This window comes from Nostoc sp. 'Peltigera membranacea cyanobiont' 213 (genome assembly GCF_002245975.1).
GTDB lineage: Bacteria > Cyanobacteriota > Cyanobacteriia > Cyanobacteriales > Nostocaceae > Nostoc.
This window is the reverse complement of record NZ_NOLI01000057.1, coordinates 1-13,617: the sequence shown is the minus strand read 5'-3', so window position 1 is coordinate 13,617 and position 13,617 is coordinate 1. Positions and strand designations below refer to the sequence as shown.

At 40.7% G+C, this 13,617-nt stretch carries 15 protein-coding genes; 6 read left to right on the top strand and 9 right to left on the bottom strand.

Translation table 11 applies throughout. The annotated features are described in order from the left end of the window. Positions 1 to 13 precede the first annotated feature (13 nt). The gene (thiS, locus tag CDG77_RS17055; protein WP_094330536.1) at positions 14 to 226 is read left to right on the top strand and encodes a sulfur carrier protein ThiS; all 213 of its coding nucleotides are present in this window, start codon (positions 14 to 16) and stop codon (positions 224 to 226) included. Here the strand turns inward: thiS and blaOXA are convergent. Beyond that, positions 223 to 1,077, bottom strand: coding sequence for a class D beta-lactamase (gene blaOXA / locus CDG77_RS17050; protein ID WP_094330535.1), 855 nt, complete (start codon positions 1,075 to 1,077; stop codon positions 223 to 225). The genes thiS and blaOXA overlap by 4 nt on opposite strands. A gap of 227 nt (positions 1,078 to 1,304) precedes the next feature. Further along, entirely contained in the window at positions 1,305 to 2,537 is a 1,233-nt protein-coding gene (locus CDG77_RS17045; protein ID WP_094330534.1) for a glycosyltransferase family 4 protein, read from the bottom strand. Between the two features lie 970 nt (positions 2,538 to 3,507). Between CDG77_RS17045 and CDG77_RS17040 the strand changes: the two genes are divergently transcribed. Continuing rightward, positions 3,508 to 4,491, top strand: a complete 984-nt coding sequence (locus CDG77_RS17040) for a DUF1517 domain-containing protein (protein WP_094330533.1) — start codon at positions 3,508 to 3,510, stop codon at positions 4,489 to 4,491. 341 nt (positions 4,492 to 4,832) lie between these two features. Next, positions 4,833 to 5,213, top strand: coding sequence for a calcium-binding protein (locus CDG77_RS17035; RefSeq protein WP_094330532.1), 381 nt, complete (start codon positions 4,833 to 4,835; stop codon positions 5,211 to 5,213). Between the two features lie 3 nt (positions 5,214 to 5,216). Here CDG77_RS17035 and CDG77_RS17030 read toward each other — a convergent pair whose 3' ends face one another. The 3 genes from CDG77_RS17030 to folB form a co-directional block, all read right to left on the bottom strand. Next, positions 5,217 to 5,777 (bottom strand): sugar O-acetyltransferase, encoded by a 561-nt coding sequence (locus CDG77_RS17030; protein WP_094330531.1) that lies wholly within the window; start codon positions 5,775 to 5,777, stop codon positions 5,217 to 5,219. 49 nt (positions 5,778 to 5,826) lie between these two features. After that, positions 5,827 to 7,110, bottom strand: coding sequence for a GGDEF domain-containing response regulator (locus CDG77_RS17025; protein WP_094330530.1), 1,284 nt, complete (start codon positions 7,108 to 7,110; stop codon positions 5,827 to 5,829). A gap of 784 nt (positions 7,111 to 7,894) precedes the next feature. Next, a complete protein-coding gene (gene folB, locus CDG77_RS17020) occupies positions 7,895 to 8,263 on the bottom strand; it encodes a dihydroneopterin aldolase (RefSeq protein WP_094330529.1) in 369 nt (122 codons plus the stop codon). Positions 8,264 to 8,311: 48 nt separating this feature from the next. On the opposite strand from folB, the gene CDG77_RS36580 reads away from it, so the two are divergent. Together CDG77_RS36580 and menD are read left to right on the top strand one after the other, a co-directional pair. Continuing rightward, positions 8,312 to 8,482, top strand: a complete 171-nt coding sequence (locus tag CDG77_RS36580) for a hypothetical protein (protein WP_190233989.1) — start codon at positions 8,312 to 8,314, stop codon at positions 8,480 to 8,482. A gap of 48 nt (positions 8,483 to 8,530) precedes the next feature. Further along, complete coding sequence (gene menD / locus CDG77_RS17015) at positions 8,531 to 10,285, top strand: 2-succinyl-5-enolpyruvyl-6-hydroxy-3-cyclohexene-1-carboxylic-acid synthase (protein WP_094330528.1); 1,755 nt, start codon at positions 8,531 to 8,533, stop codon at positions 10,283 to 10,285. 97 nt (positions 10,286 to 10,382) lie between these two features. Here menD and CDG77_RS17010 read toward each other — a convergent pair whose 3' ends face one another. Beyond that, a complete protein-coding gene (locus CDG77_RS17010) occupies positions 10,383 to 10,640 on the bottom strand; it encodes a hypothetical protein (RefSeq protein WP_094330527.1) in 258 nt (85 codons plus the stop codon). Positions 10,641 to 10,770: 130 nt separating this feature from the next. Here CDG77_RS17010 and CDG77_RS35535 point away from each other — a divergent pair, with 130 nt between their 5' ends. Next, a complete protein-coding gene (locus CDG77_RS35535) occupies positions 10,771 to 10,962 on the top strand; it encodes a hypothetical protein (protein ID WP_143857042.1) in 192 nt (63 codons plus the stop codon). A gap of 15 nt (positions 10,963 to 10,977) precedes the next feature. Here the strand turns inward: CDG77_RS35535 and CDG77_RS17005 are convergent, their stop codons facing one another. From CDG77_RS17005 to CDG77_RS16995, 3 genes are all read right to left on the bottom strand, one after another. Then, complete coding sequence (locus CDG77_RS17005; protein ID WP_094330526.1) at positions 10,978 to 11,850, bottom strand: Rpn family recombination-promoting nuclease/putative transposase; 873 nt, start codon at positions 11,848 to 11,850, stop codon at positions 10,978 to 10,980. A 108-nt stretch (positions 11,851 to 11,958) separates the two neighbouring features. Then, complete coding sequence (locus CDG77_RS17000) at positions 11,959 to 12,843, bottom strand: Rpn family recombination-promoting nuclease/putative transposase (protein WP_094330525.1); 885 nt, start codon at positions 12,841 to 12,843, stop codon at positions 11,959 to 11,961. Between the two features lie 108 nt (positions 12,844 to 12,951). Further along, positions 12,952 to 13,617 (bottom strand): DUF2887 domain-containing protein (locus CDG77_RS16995; RefSeq protein ID WP_094330524.1); only part of this gene is annotated, 666 nt, incomplete at its 5' end.

Here is a 13,617-nt window from a genome sequence, read left to right as displayed (position 1 = left end):
ATTCCCCACATTTATGTCTAATGAGATTACGATTCAGATAAATGGGGAAACCCATAGCTGCCCATTTGAAACTTTTTTACCCGATTTGCTCCAAAAATTGGGTTTTAACCCCCGCTTGGTGGCTGTAGAATATAATGGCGAAATTTTACACCGCCAGTTTTGGACGGATACAAAAGTGCAACCAGGCGATCGCTTAGAAGTGGTAACTATTGTCGGAGGTGGTTAGTTGATTTGAGCCAGCAAGCCCAAATCTTTAAGGCTGCGTCGTGTAATCTCGATGCGGGCGGGTGCATCTTCTGCTTTAAGCATATCAAGGGTTGTGGCGAAAAAGTAGACGTTTTTGTTTTGCTCTAAATAACCCACAAACCAACCAACATTTGGTTTGCGACTCGTTAACCATCCCGTCTTTCCTCGCAGTGTGTAGTCTGGAGTTTGTTCGCGGATCATAATCTCTTTGACAAGATTTATTGTCCGTTGCGAGAAAGGCAAATCGCTTTGATACAACCGTTGCAAAAACTTAATTTGCTCTTTGGGTGTAATTTGTAATAGCTGCTGTTGTAGCCAAAAACGATCGATGTCTGCGGCGGTACCAATTTTACGGTTCCCATAACCTACTTTGTTAATAAATTGCTGCATCCGTTCATATCCAGTCCTACGTGCTAGTACTTGGTAGAACCAAACAGTTGAATCTTTAAAGGCTTGACGCAAATTTGTATCATGATTCCAGGCATCAATTTCTCGGTGAATTCCATCCCAAGTGAGAACCGCCACATCATCGGGAACTATACCTATTTCTAAAGCTACCAGGGCGTTAAAAATTTTGAATGTCGAAGCTGGAGCGATCGCTGTTACATTCCGTTGAGGGTTGTGTTCATAAATGCGGTTGTTCTTTGAGTCGTAAATCAAGATTGAGCCTTCACGCCCGAATTCTTGAAAATGTCGCCCGAAATTTGGCGCTTTCACAGCAGGACGTTCAGATGAGGTTGAAGCAGGTTGAGCCACAACATACATAGTCCCAAAGGTAATCACACTAACTACAGCAAAACATCCGATGACTGTAAACACAAAAGATTGCATTCGGCGCTTTGCGTAATGCTGAAGGAATATCTCTATGCGAAACCAGATATTTTTCATTGCACATTTAATCGAATCACAAGCGAGATTTTACACTGCAATCTTGCTCATTTGCAGAGCTATTTGTGATATCAAGTTAGCTTAATTAAATTGCCCTGGCTTTAAGTTGACACCAATCCAATTTTGGCGTATTTTAGACCGTCGTAAGCATCCCTCGATTTACATTTATCTCACAAAATTGCGTTTCTCCCCTCTGATTTGTAAAGCGATCGATGAAGGGTTCGACCCTTGGCTAATTCTTTACCTTTGCGGCCAAGTTGCTCGCGTAGCTGCCGATCTTTGCACAACCGATTGAAAGCTTGAAAAACTTCACAACCAGAATTGGGATTAACCAGTATCCCATTTTCCTCATGCTGAACTATATCTAGAACACCGCCTAAGCGAGGGGCAATTATCGGCTTACCGAAGTAACTTGCTTCTAAATAAACCATACCAAAACCCTCCATATTGTTAGGTTTAGTATCCAATAAAGTCAGCATGGCAAATATATCGCAAGCTGCATAATAACCTGCTAATTCTCGCTCCGGCACATATCCCGCAAAGTGGACGCGCTTATCTACCCGCAAACGATGCGCCAAAGATTTTAGTTGTGATTCACTTGGCCCTTGACCGCAGATTATATAGTGAACATCCACCCCAAAAGTTAGCAATAGTGGAATGTTATCAATTACTCGGTCGAAGCCTTTATGTTTTACCAGCCTTCCGATGGAGAGAATAACTATTGATGAATCGGGAATATTGTACGCCTGACGCACGCGAACCCTTAAATCATCAAGGCTGCTGGGACTCTCTACATTATTAGCAAATTTTTCTGGTCTGATTACTGGGTTAATGACGTGGGTAGGAGTATCTAATCGGAAAGCAGTTCTGAGATAGTCTTGTGTATAAGAACTGTTACAAACAATACCTTCGGCGCGTTTGAGTGTTAATTTAAATAGCGATCGCAGCACGGGATTGTGTAAAGTACAAAGAAAATCATTCCCGTGCAAATAGATAAAAAAGCGAATAGGTAAAAAATAGCTCAATAGCAACAGTGAAGGAAAGTCATAGCCGTGGCCCCATTCTATATAACGGTAGTGATAACGGAAATAGAGTCTGATTGCGAGGACAAATGAGCAGACAATATTGACAAAAGGCTTCAGGATATTTCCCACAAAGCCACTGCGCCAGTATCTAGGATAAAACCAGCGATATACAGGAAATTGTTGGCTTTCGTCAAATACTTTATCTCCTGAACAACTCGCTGTCAGCACAATAACTCGCTCTGGATCTTGGAGACAGCGATTATACATATATTCCCCAATTACAGCTTCTTTCGGCAGGAAGATCCGGCTGATGACTAGGATATCTGGGTATGCAGCTTTATCTCTGATTTCAGCTGTTAGTTGAGAAATATGTTCCATAATCAAGTTGACGAATTTACTTCAAATAATTTTCAATTTATTTGCAATTAGGATTACTTCCAAAGCCATAAGGGACTTCCAAATAAAAAAATACTCAACTACTTCTTGTGGGGTGGGCAACATGAGCGCCCATATACAAAGGCGGGCAAGATGCCCACCCCACAAGATTGGGTAATTTATTTATTGGAAGTCCCTAATTATTATTTTATTTCTTTTAAAACGAATCTGGTAGAAAAACTTGAAGGCTATTTTAGAAGATTAGCCAGGAAGATTATTTTTTTGGATTGATTTTATTTTCGCGGCAAAATTCTCCAGGATTGAGAATTTCTGTGCATGATGGACAATAAATAAAATCTAGCACTTGGAGTTAATTTACTTAGCGAATAAATGTTGCTAAAATTACCTACTCTCAAGATAATATCGTGAATACTTTGAAGTTGTGTGCCAAAATGCCACAAAGCTGCACAAGCATTTGATAACCATTTAGTGTCTTGTTAGCTTTCCTGATTAGCATTCTAGTCACTTGATGTTTTTCGTAAATAAGTAAATGTATTGATTTATAAATGTAGTATATAGTGCTTATAGATTAAAAATATCCTTCCACATTGTGACAAAACAAGTCGGTGAAGTATTAAAAAATTAGTCAAAATAATCAACTGTATAATTCAAGACTGTAGTATATAAATGCTAATCCAAGACTTAGCAACAATTGCCCGTAGGCTTAGACCGTCGTAGACATCGCAACTTTCTGTAATTGTGAACATATCTTAAGGTACGGTTCCCCAGTCGAGAAATCCCCCCTACGATCGCTGCCTACGCCAGATAAGACGCGGTAGATTGAGTATGTAGCCTTTAAAAGTGAATGCTACAAAGCTTGCTTGTTACAGGCTGTCGTTAGCGCCATACGGCAACACTCCTACCAACATGGGGAGAAATCATAAAAAATTCTGTTTTCTAAGCGATTGTAACTATGCGTAAAAAACTACAACAAACCATCAAACCACTGTTAAAGACCTTCTTAGTCCTAAGTCTGGTGTTAGCTTTGGCTCTTAGTCACGCCGATGGAGCATTAGCAGCCCGCAGTGGGGGCCGTATCGGTGGTGGCTCATTTAGAGCGCCTTCCAGCCGCACTTATACACCACGCACTTATGCGCCACCTGGCGGGGGCGGATATTATCCTGGCGGAGGATTTGGTGGCGGTTTTGGCTTTCCCTTCCTAATTCCTTTTTGGGGGATTGGGGGAGGATTTGGTGGTCTATTTAGCATCTTAATCTTCTTTGCGATCGCTAATTTCCTATGGCAAACTTTCCGCCGCGTCTCTAGTGGTGAAACTGGAGAAGCCGATTACAGCAGCAACTCTCCTGTTTCGGTAACTCGTTTACAAGTCGGTTTGTTAGCTCAAGCCCGCGAATTGCAAAATGAACTCAACCACATTGCTGAAACTGCTGATACTAACACCCCAGAGGGGAGAGCAGAAATTCTGCAAGAAGCCAGCCTAGCTTTACTCCGCCATCCCGAATACTTTGTATATGCAGGTGGTGGTACTCAACAAGCCAGTTTAAATTCAGCTGAAAGTCAGTTTAATCGGCTGTCACTGGCAGAACGCAGCAAGTTTAGTGAAGAAACTCTTTCTAACGTCAACAACCAGCTAAAAGCAGCTCTTGCCAAAGATGCTTTACCCCCGGTTGGTGAACTCGACAATCCCACCCGCCTATTTACTGAAGGCCCTGGAGAATATATTATTGTCACCTTGCTGGCAGCTACACTAGGCAAGTTTGAAATCCCCGCAGCAATTAACAGTGCTGATGATTTGCGTCAAGCTTTGCGCCAAATTGGTAGTATCCCTAGTGAGAAACTTCTGGCAATTGAAGTACTTTGGACTCCGCAGGCTGAAAATGATACCCTCACATCTGATGATGTACTGGCAAATTATCCTGATTTGAGACTAGTTTAATTTCTGAAAAATTTTGCGCTTTGGTGCTAAGAAATCATTTACCACTGAAGCACAGCAAATAAGTTCCTCTTTGAGGGAATATAACTAGAAAACCGTTTGTCAATGACAAGCGGTTTTTTGTATAACTTAGATATAGCAAGACTTACGCACTTAAAACTAAAACCTAGATCCTCTCTAATCTCCCATAAAAAAAAAGTGAACCCTAAAAGTCCACTTTTTAAAGGGGGTTGGGATGTATCTTATGCATAAGTCTTATATACTTAACTATGTTTTAGAAAAATTATTCTTAGCCAAGACTTTGGTAATATTATCAAAATGTTATACACGTAAAGCGTTATCTTATGCCTAATGTTGAAGCCGACGAAAACCGAGAGCATCGCATTAAAACAGAGATCGTTGTAGATGCTGAAGACAAAGAAGATCGAGCTATGGGTTGGTATTACTACCTGGAAGAGGTTCTGAATTTTCCCTTTATGGCTAAGTGGACTAAGAAAGGACGCAAATCAGGCTCTACTGAGGAGAAAGATGTGGAAGTGCTGGGAATGGCTCCAGATGATGAGTGCTTAAAAGATATGTTGGTAGAAGTGGCTTACATTAATGGTAAGGATGAAGATGTATATTCTGCAAAGTTATCTGAAATAGCAGCCATTGATACTGATAGCGAAACTCAAGAAGCGATCGCAGACTGGCTCTATTGGATTGCTAGAGGTTATAAATTTTAAACTCTACGACAAATACCGAATGACGCGGCAGGGATTGCCAGCAGCGACAACATTCTCAGGTATGTCTTTGACAACTACACTACCAGCACCAATGCTTGTATTATCACCAATAGTTACACCTGGACAAATAATTGCACTGCCACCAATCCAAACATTGTTACCAATGTTAATTGGGGCAGCTAATTCTCTCCCAGAAAGGCGAATTTCTGGCTCTGTAGGATGGTAAGCAGTATAAATTTGTACATAAGGAGCGCACAAGACATTATCGCCAATATGAACTGTATTGCAGTCTAAAATTACACAGCCATAGTTCATATAAAATTTGTCGCCAGCAAAAATATTACTACCATAGTCACAGTGAAAGGGTGGCACAATCGATACTTTGTCACCGATCTTTCCAAATAACTCTTGCAAAATTTGCTGCCGTTGCTCTTGCTGTTCTTCAGTTGTAGAATTGTACCTTCGCAACAAACGACTAGCTCGCTTATTTTCCGTAGCTAATTCTGGATCTTCCGCCAGGTATAATTCGCCTGCGAGCATTTTCTGTTTTTCGGTTTTTTCCATGACATTCAGATCGTTTTAAATGGCAGCAGAAAGGACTAATTAACTAAATTTAACTAAATATGGCATAAGTAGCTTTTCCCTTCCGTTTAGCTCGGTACATCGCAATATCAGCATCTCGTAGCAAAGTTGCAGGCTCTTCATAACTACTAAAATTCCAAGTAATACCAATGCTAGCTGTAGTAGATAATTCATATCCATTCAGGTTAAGTGGCGATCGCAAGGATTCTTGAATCCGTTTGGCAACATTGGTAGCGTCAGTAATGTCTTTAATATCCTCTAAAAGAACAGTAAACTCATCACCACCAAATCGTGCTACAGTATCGCCACCGCGTAAACACGACTCTAAACGTCTAGCGATCGCTACTAAAAAATCATCTCCTATTCCATGCCCAAAGCGATCGTTAATCTCTTTGAACCCATCTAAATCCAAAAATAAAACTGCAAAATAATAATCATTTCTGCGTTTGCTACGTTCAATTGTTTGTCTAAGCCGATCTAAAAATAAAACACGATTTGGTAATGCTGTCAGCCCATCATAAAACGCATTTCGTATCAGTTGCGCCTCTGTTTCCTTGCGTTTGGTGATATCTTGAAAAACTAAAACCGTACCACTAATATTACCATCTCGATCGCGGATGGGTGCAATATTATCCCCAATCGCTATCTCTTTGCCATCTTTGGTAATCAGCGTGCAGTTTTCTGGTAAATTGAAAAATTCACCTGCTTCGATTGCATCTTTGGCTAAATGTTCAATTTTTTCTCCTACATCTTTGTCAACTAAGCTAATGACTTCTACTAAATCTTTACCGAACGCTTCATTTTGCTTCCAGCCAGTGATTAGTTCTGCTCTGGGATTCATCATTTGAATACAACCATTTGCATAAGTCACAATCACTGCACTGCCCATACTGTTAATAATTGCTGCCAGCCTCTGTTTCTCTTCATATAATATTTTTTTGCTCTGATGTTTATACAGGGCCATTTCAATTACAAAATGTAAATCACTTTCGATAAATGGTTTGACTATGTAACTAAAAGGCTCACTTAGCTGATTATTATGTAATGTTTTATATTCCGAACAATCTGTTAAATATACTACAGGCACATGGAACTGATTTTGGATAATATCTGCTATGTGTATACCGTCAATTTCACCAGCTAGGCAGATATCAATTAATACTAAATGTGGATGAGTTTCGGCTACCTTTTTTATTGCTTCTTCACCAGACTTGGTTATTTCTGAAACGGAATAACCTAATTTTTGTAAACTCTTTCTAATATTTGAGGCTATGATTTTTTCATCCTCAACAACTAGGATTTTGCGGGCGAACATGGTAACATAACCTGTTTGCTAAGGTTCAGATTTTGGCTGTCAGTGTCAACTCGATATAAAGGTTATTATTTTATCATAAACAATCTTTTAATAGCCTGTGTTATTGCTTGATATATATACTGACTAATGAGCAAATAGCATCATGTTATTAACCTCCGATAACTTCTGTGCTTGTCAAAGCTTATTTTGATTATTGTATGCAGTTAATATCATGCCATTTCCATGAAACGGAAGTCACCATATAATTACCATCAATCAAAAACTGATTTTCAAAAATATACAATATTTTCTCTGAAGAAAATAAATACTAAGTATAGTATTTATTTAAAAAATAATCAAGAACAAAATTTAATTAAATTACAGGATACTACTTTAAGCTTAGTTTAAAAAATTAATCTCGTGTGTTGTATGCAATATGATACTATCCATTAACTAGAATGCTACTAACAATTAATCAGGTAATTTTGCCCCTTGGTTCGCCAAATAATCTTGATTTGATGCAGCCTTACAAAGAATTGGTATTAAATTTTTAATTGTGAATGAAAGATTATTAGTTAGAACTATTCATTGCTTTTGGTTAAAATTTCATCATAAATGATTTGAACTGAAAATATACAAATCAAATGCTCATAAGCAAATTACGTGATTTTTTTATTTTTTGAAAAAAAACAGGTGCTGGGGGAATGGCAGGAAAGATTCTCTTTGGGAGATACTTCCACACTCCACGTAAACCCCCTGTTTTTGCTAGTTTATAGATATTGAGAAGAAAAACAGATTTTGTGCTTTAGATATTGGACTTACTTTTAGTCAGTTCAATGCTAATTTTGCCACCAAAGTCTGGAATAGGTGCGGCAGGTTTGCTCAGAATTACTTGGACTTTTGTTACACGATCGCATTCTTGGAGAATAGAATCTGCGATCGTTGCTACCAATTTCTCCACCAAAGCAAACTTAGACGTTTTGACCAGATGTTGTATCAAGCCAATGACGCTGCGATAATCTAAAGTGTCTTCGATCGCGTCAGTCTTGGCCGCTATGGAAATATCCAACCATAACCTCACATCCACCTCAAACCATTGTCCTAGAACCTGTTCTTCTGGTAGATACCCAGTGTAGCCATAGCCGCGAATTCCCGTTAAATGAATGCAGTCCATAAAAGTTTGAGAGCAAATTGGGCATTTTGTAGAAAGTGGAGCAAGTTTGTGCGGAGATTTTCTTTCCTCCAAACTCGCGTGGCGGTGTTGGGTTCCATCACCGTATTTGTGAGGGTTGGTTTACAAGCCATCCTTACGCAAAGGTGGTTCCAAAGTATCGAGGATCGGCTTCCCTCCCCTCGGACTTATTTTCACCAAACTTTCCCAGATGGATTTTAAATGAAATTTCCCTAGACAAAATCTAAAATTTCAGATTGTTTTATAGCTATGTTTGATTTAATGCCGATCGCCTTTAGGAATGTTAATCAACTTTGGGCTTACATTTTAACAGAGACCCTAAAGCGATTGGGATTGACTTGTGCGATCGTTTGTCCGGGATCGCGCTCTACACCTTTAGCAGTAGCTTTTGCTCAACAAGTACCTGAGATTGAAGCGATTTCCATTCTCGATGAACGTTCCGCCGCCTTTTTCGCTTTGGGACAAGCTCAAGCAACCGGACGCGCTGTGGTACTAGTTTGCACCTCTGGTACAGCAGGAGCAAATTTTTATTCAGCAGTCATTGAAGCTTCATATAGTCGCGTACCACTATTGATATTAACCACCGATAGACCGCCAGAATTGCGAGATTGTCACTCTGGGCAAACTGTAGATCAATTGAGATTATATGGAAACTACCCAAATTGGCAAACAGAGTTAGCCTTACCCTCCCCTGACATGGGAATGCTAGCTTACCTACGGCAAACAATAATTCATAGCTGGGAAAGAACGCAAACTCCTACGAAGGGGCCAGTACATTTGAATATTCCCTTTCGCGATCCCTTAGCGCCTCTTCCTGATGGAATTGACTTGAGTTATTTGCGATCGCAGTTTCACCCAGAAGACTTTTTTGCAGGAATAACAAAACCATGCCCCATGCCCTATGCCCCATTCCCCATTCCCAAAGAATGGAAAGAATGCGATCGCGGCATTATTATTGCAGGTGTTGCCCAACTACAGCAACCAGAAGAGTATTGTAGAGCGATCGCGCACCTTTCCCAAACTCTCAAATGGCCAGTGCTAGCTGAGGGACTTTCCCCAGTGAGAAATTATGCCGAACTCAACCCTTATTTGATTGCCACTTATGACCTGATTTTGCGAAATCAGCAACTAGCAAAGCTGCTAGCGCCCGAAATAGTGATTCAGTTGGGTGAAATGCCTACGAGTAAAGAACTGCGTACCTGGATAGATGCAACGCAACCACGACGCTGGGTAATTGATCCCAGTGACCAAAACCTCGATCCTTTGCACGGGAGGACGACGCATTTACGGATATCTGTAGAAGACATAAAGGTAGAAGAGAGAAATTTATCTTTCTCCTCAGACTATTTGCAACAATGGTGTGACGCGGAAGCTAAAGTCAGGTTAGCTGTTGATAAGACGATGGGGAAGATAGATGAAGTCATTGAGAGTAAAGCAGCTTGGTTAATTTCTCAGATTTTACCGCCAGGAACCCCACTGTTTATTGCCAATAGTATGCCTGTGCGGGATGTGGAGTATTTCTGGAAACCGAATAATTTAGGAGTGCGATCGCACTTTAACCGGGGTGCAAATGGTATAGATGGCACATTATCCACAGCTTTAGGAATTGCCCATCGCCAGCAAAGTAGTGTGATGTTAACGGGAGATTTAGCACTGTTACATGACACCAATGGTTTTTTAATCCGCAATAAGTTTGTCGGACATTTGACGATTGTGTTAATCAACAACAATGGCGGTGGCATTTTTGAAATGTTACCCATTGCCAAATTTGACCCACCATTTGAAGAGTTTTTTGGCACTCCCCAGGATATTGATTTTGCTCAGTTATGCGCTACTTATAATGTGCAGCATGAATTGATTACTTCTTGGCAGCAGTTGCAGCAAATATTAAACCCGCTACCAAGTAAGGGAATTCGGGTTTTGGAGTTGCGGACAAATCGTAAAGCAGATGCCAAGTGGCGACAGGATAATTTACGAGAGTTTGCCGCAGATATTGGCATTTAGCGATTGGTGATTCACAATACCAATTAACTTCAACACTCTTTAAGTAATGAAGCTATCAAAGCATTAATAATCAATCTTCAAACGGCATAATCTGGATTTAATGATAAAGATAAACCAAATTAATGGCTTCTATATTCCCATCATCAAATTGGATATCAATATCATCTGTTTGAATTACCGAATTTGGAGAATCAGAACGTCTGAGAATTGTTCCAGTCCGATTAGATGAAGAGACTCTGCATCTATTACCAATATAAAAATCTCTACTTTGGTTGTCTGCATCGGCGACTCCTTTTGTCAAAAGGGTTATTTCTTTGCCAGAATTATCAATGACTTTTAGAGTAATTAAACTCATAATTATTTTTTACAACCGAACAAAAATTAATCATAACCATACAACAAATATTTCCTTTAAACAAGGCTTTTGAATACACTCTTTTGTAGGACTTTTGCATGAGATACCAATCTTAGTAATCTTTTCGACCTTGAAACCATCCTTCCAAGTCAGCGATCGCAATCTCAATTCCAACAACGCCAAAGCTAAGACTTCCACAGTTCCTCAGCAATTTCACCAAATAGTCGTTTTAACAGTCGCGGGAGGAGCGATCGCACTTTTTCTTCCACCGCTTCTGATATACTTGCGCGAGTGCGATCGCTCTCCTTATCTGTATCTCTAAATCTCTAAGTGAAACTTACCCCCTTACTTCACGTTGTAACCATCGTTCCAAATCAGCAAGAGTAAAGAAATCCAACAAAGCATCACCTAAAGCTTCCAACTGTTCCACCGATAGCCCTTGAATCTGTGACAGAAGCGTATCAGAAATATTACCCACACGCCGATTTAATAGTCGTAAAATGATCGTTCTTTCTCCTTCAACCTTTCCTTCGACTTTTCCTTCCTCTCGTCCTTCAACCTTTCCTTCCTCCTTCGCTTCCAGAATAGCCCGTGGTTCTTCCAAATTCAGTCCCAACATTTTTGCAATCTCCTCTCGACTTAAGGTGGAAAACTTGTAAACAATAATCGTCGTAATTAAATCAATTATCGCTTGCTCCGATTGTTGCCGTGCTTGTTCCAGCAAAAACCGCGCCCCTTCCACTGCTTCCGTTTCAGAAGTAACATTTGTCAACAACATCAAACCTAATCCCAAAGGTTGTTCTCGCAAATCCCCCAACTCATCCAGATAAACCCGCTTGATTTGACCACTTTCCAATAAAGCGCGGTGAATCGAAGAGGAAGAAGGTTCCAGGCTGCGAGAACCAAAAATTATGACTCCAAACCAGTCATCGTAACGGATAGAGTTGCGGTAGAGAAACAAAAACAACTCACTAAAGAAGCGGTGATATAAGTCTTCATCCTTCTGAAACTGGACTTCAGCAAAAAAGACGGTTTTGGAAACTGCATCAGCAGGAGGTAAAAACACTCCATCAATCCGAAACGCCGTTTCTTTCACCTCAACTGATTCAAACTGGTAGTTTTGGGCTTCTGGGGGTGGTTCATCTACTAATTCAAACAACAAACCCGGAAATTGCTTAAATAATTTGTAGAAGATGGAGTCGCGCCGCATTTTTATTCCTCAACACCCAGACAATTACCAGATTGTAAAGGCTTGAGATACCAATTTTAGCGTAGGCGTAGCCCACAGCAGGTATCGCCCTTCTTCTCTGTGTGAAACTTACCCGCTTAGTTGACCTTGTAACCACCCTGACAAATCAGCAAGAGTAGAGAAATCCAACAAAGCATCACTTAAAGCTTCCAACTCTTCCACCGATAACCCTTGAATCTGGGACAGAAATGCATCAGGAATATTACCCACGCGCCGATTTAATAGTCGTAAAACGATCGCTCTTTCTCCTTCGATTTTTCCTTCCTCTCGTCCTTCAACCTTTCCTTCGATCTTTCCTTCCTCTCGCCCTTCTTCCTTCGCTTCCAGAATAGCCCGTGGTTCTTCCAAATTTAGTCCCAACATCGCTTGAATCTCCTCTCGACTCAGGTTAGAAAACTTGTAGACGATAATCGTCGTAATTAAATCAATTATCGCTTGCTCCGATTGTTGCTGTGCTTGCTCCAGCAAAAACCGCGCCCCTTCCACTGCTTCCGTTTCAGAAGTAACATTTGTCAGCAACATCAAACCCAATCCCAAAGGTTGTTCTCGCAAATCCCCCAACTCATCCAGATAAACCCGCCTGACTTGACCACTTTCCAATAAAGCGCGGTGAATCGAAGAGGAAGAAGGTTCAAGACTGCGAGAAGCAAAAATTATGACTCCAAACCAGTCATCGTAACGAATCGAGTTGCGGTAGAGAAACAAAAACAACTCACTAAAGAAGCGGTGATATAAGTCTTCATCCTTCTGAAACTGGACTTCAGCAAAAAAGACGGTTTTGGAAACTGCATCAGCAGGAGGTAAAAACACTCCATCAATCCGAAACGCCGTTTCTTTCACCTCAACTGATTCAAACTGGTAGTTTTGGGCTTCTGGGGGTGGTTCATCTACTAATTCAAACAACAAACCCGGAAATTGCTTAAATAATTTGTAGAAGATGGAGTCGCGCCGCATTTTTATTCCTCAACACCCAGACAATTACCAGATTGTAAAGGCTTGAGATACCAATTTTAGCGTAGGCGTAGCCCACAGCAGGTATCGCCCTTCTTCTCTGTGTGAAACTTACCCGCTTAGTTGACCTTGTAACCACCCTGACAAATCAGCAAGAGTAGAGAAATCCAACAAAGCATCACTTAAAGCTTCCAACTCTTCCACCGATAACCCTTGAATCTGGGACAGAAATGCATCAGGAATATTACCCACGCGCCGATTTAATAGTCGTAAAACGATCGCTCTTTCTCCTTCGATTTTTCCTTCCTCTCGTCCTTCAACCTTTCCTTCGATCTTTCCTTCCTCTCGCCCTTCTTCCTTCGCTTCCAGAATAGCCCGTGGTTCTTCCAAATTTAGTCCCAACATCGCTTGAATCTCCTCTCGACTCAGGTTAGAAAACTTGTAGACGATAATCGTCGTAATTAAATCAATTATCGCTTGCTCCGATTGTTGCTGTGCTTGCTCCAGCAAAAACCGCGCCCCTTCCACTGCTTCCGTTTCAGAAGTAACATTTGTCAGCAACATCAAACCCAATCCCAAAGGTTGTTCTCGCAAATCCCCCAACTCATCCAGATAAACCCGCCTGACTTGACCACTTTCCAATAAAGCGCGGTGAATCGAAGAGGAAGAAGGTTCAAGACTGCGAGAAGCAAAAATTATGACTCCAAACCAGTCATCGTAACGAATCGAGTTGCGGTAGAGAAACAAAAACAACTCACTAAAGAAGCGGTGATATAA

Excerpts from the sequence above, each read along its gene's own strand:
- thiS (WP_094330536.1), top strand. The coding sequence starts at position 14 with ATGTCTAATGAGATTACGATTCAGATAAATGGGGAAACCCATAGCTGC.
- blaOXA (WP_094330535.1), bottom strand. The coding sequence starts at position 1,077 with ATGCAATCTTTTGTGTTTACAGTCATCGGATGTTTTGCTGTAGTTAGT.
- CDG77_RS17045 (WP_094330534.1), bottom strand. The coding sequence starts at position 2,537 with ATGGAACATATTTCTCAACTAACAGCTGAAATCAGAGATAAAGCTGCA.
- CDG77_RS17040 (WP_094330533.1), top strand. The coding sequence starts at position 3,508 with ATGCGTAAAAAACTACAACAAACCATCAAACCACTGTTAAAGACCTTC.
- CDG77_RS17035 (WP_094330532.1), top strand. The coding sequence starts at position 4,833 with ATGCCTAATGTTGAAGCCGACGAAAACCGAGAGCATCGCATTAAAACA.
- CDG77_RS17030 (WP_094330531.1), bottom strand. The coding sequence starts at position 5,777 with ATGGAAAAAACCGAAAAACAGAAAATGCTCGCAGGCGAATTATACCTG.
- CDG77_RS17025 (WP_094330530.1), bottom strand. The coding sequence starts at position 7,110 with ATGTTCGCCCGCAAAATCCTAGTTGTTGAGGATGAAAAAATCATAGCC.
- folB (WP_094330529.1), bottom strand. The coding sequence starts at position 8,263 with ATGGACTGCATTCATTTAACGGGAATTCGCGGCTATGGCTACACTGGG.
- menD (WP_094330528.1), top strand. The coding sequence starts at position 8,531 with ATGTTTGATTTAATGCCGATCGCCTTTAGGAATGTTAATCAACTTTGG.
- CDG77_RS17010 (WP_094330527.1), bottom strand. The coding sequence starts at position 10,640 with ATGAGTTTAATTACTCTAAAAGTCATTGATAATTCTGGCAAAGAAATA.
- CDG77_RS17005 (WP_094330526.1), bottom strand. The coding sequence starts at position 11,850 with ATGCGGCGCGACTCCATCTTCTACAAATTATTTAAGCAATTTCCGGGT.
- CDG77_RS17000 (WP_094330525.1), bottom strand. The coding sequence starts at position 12,843 with ATGCGGCGCGACTCCATCTTCTACAAATTATTTAAGCAATTTCCGGGT.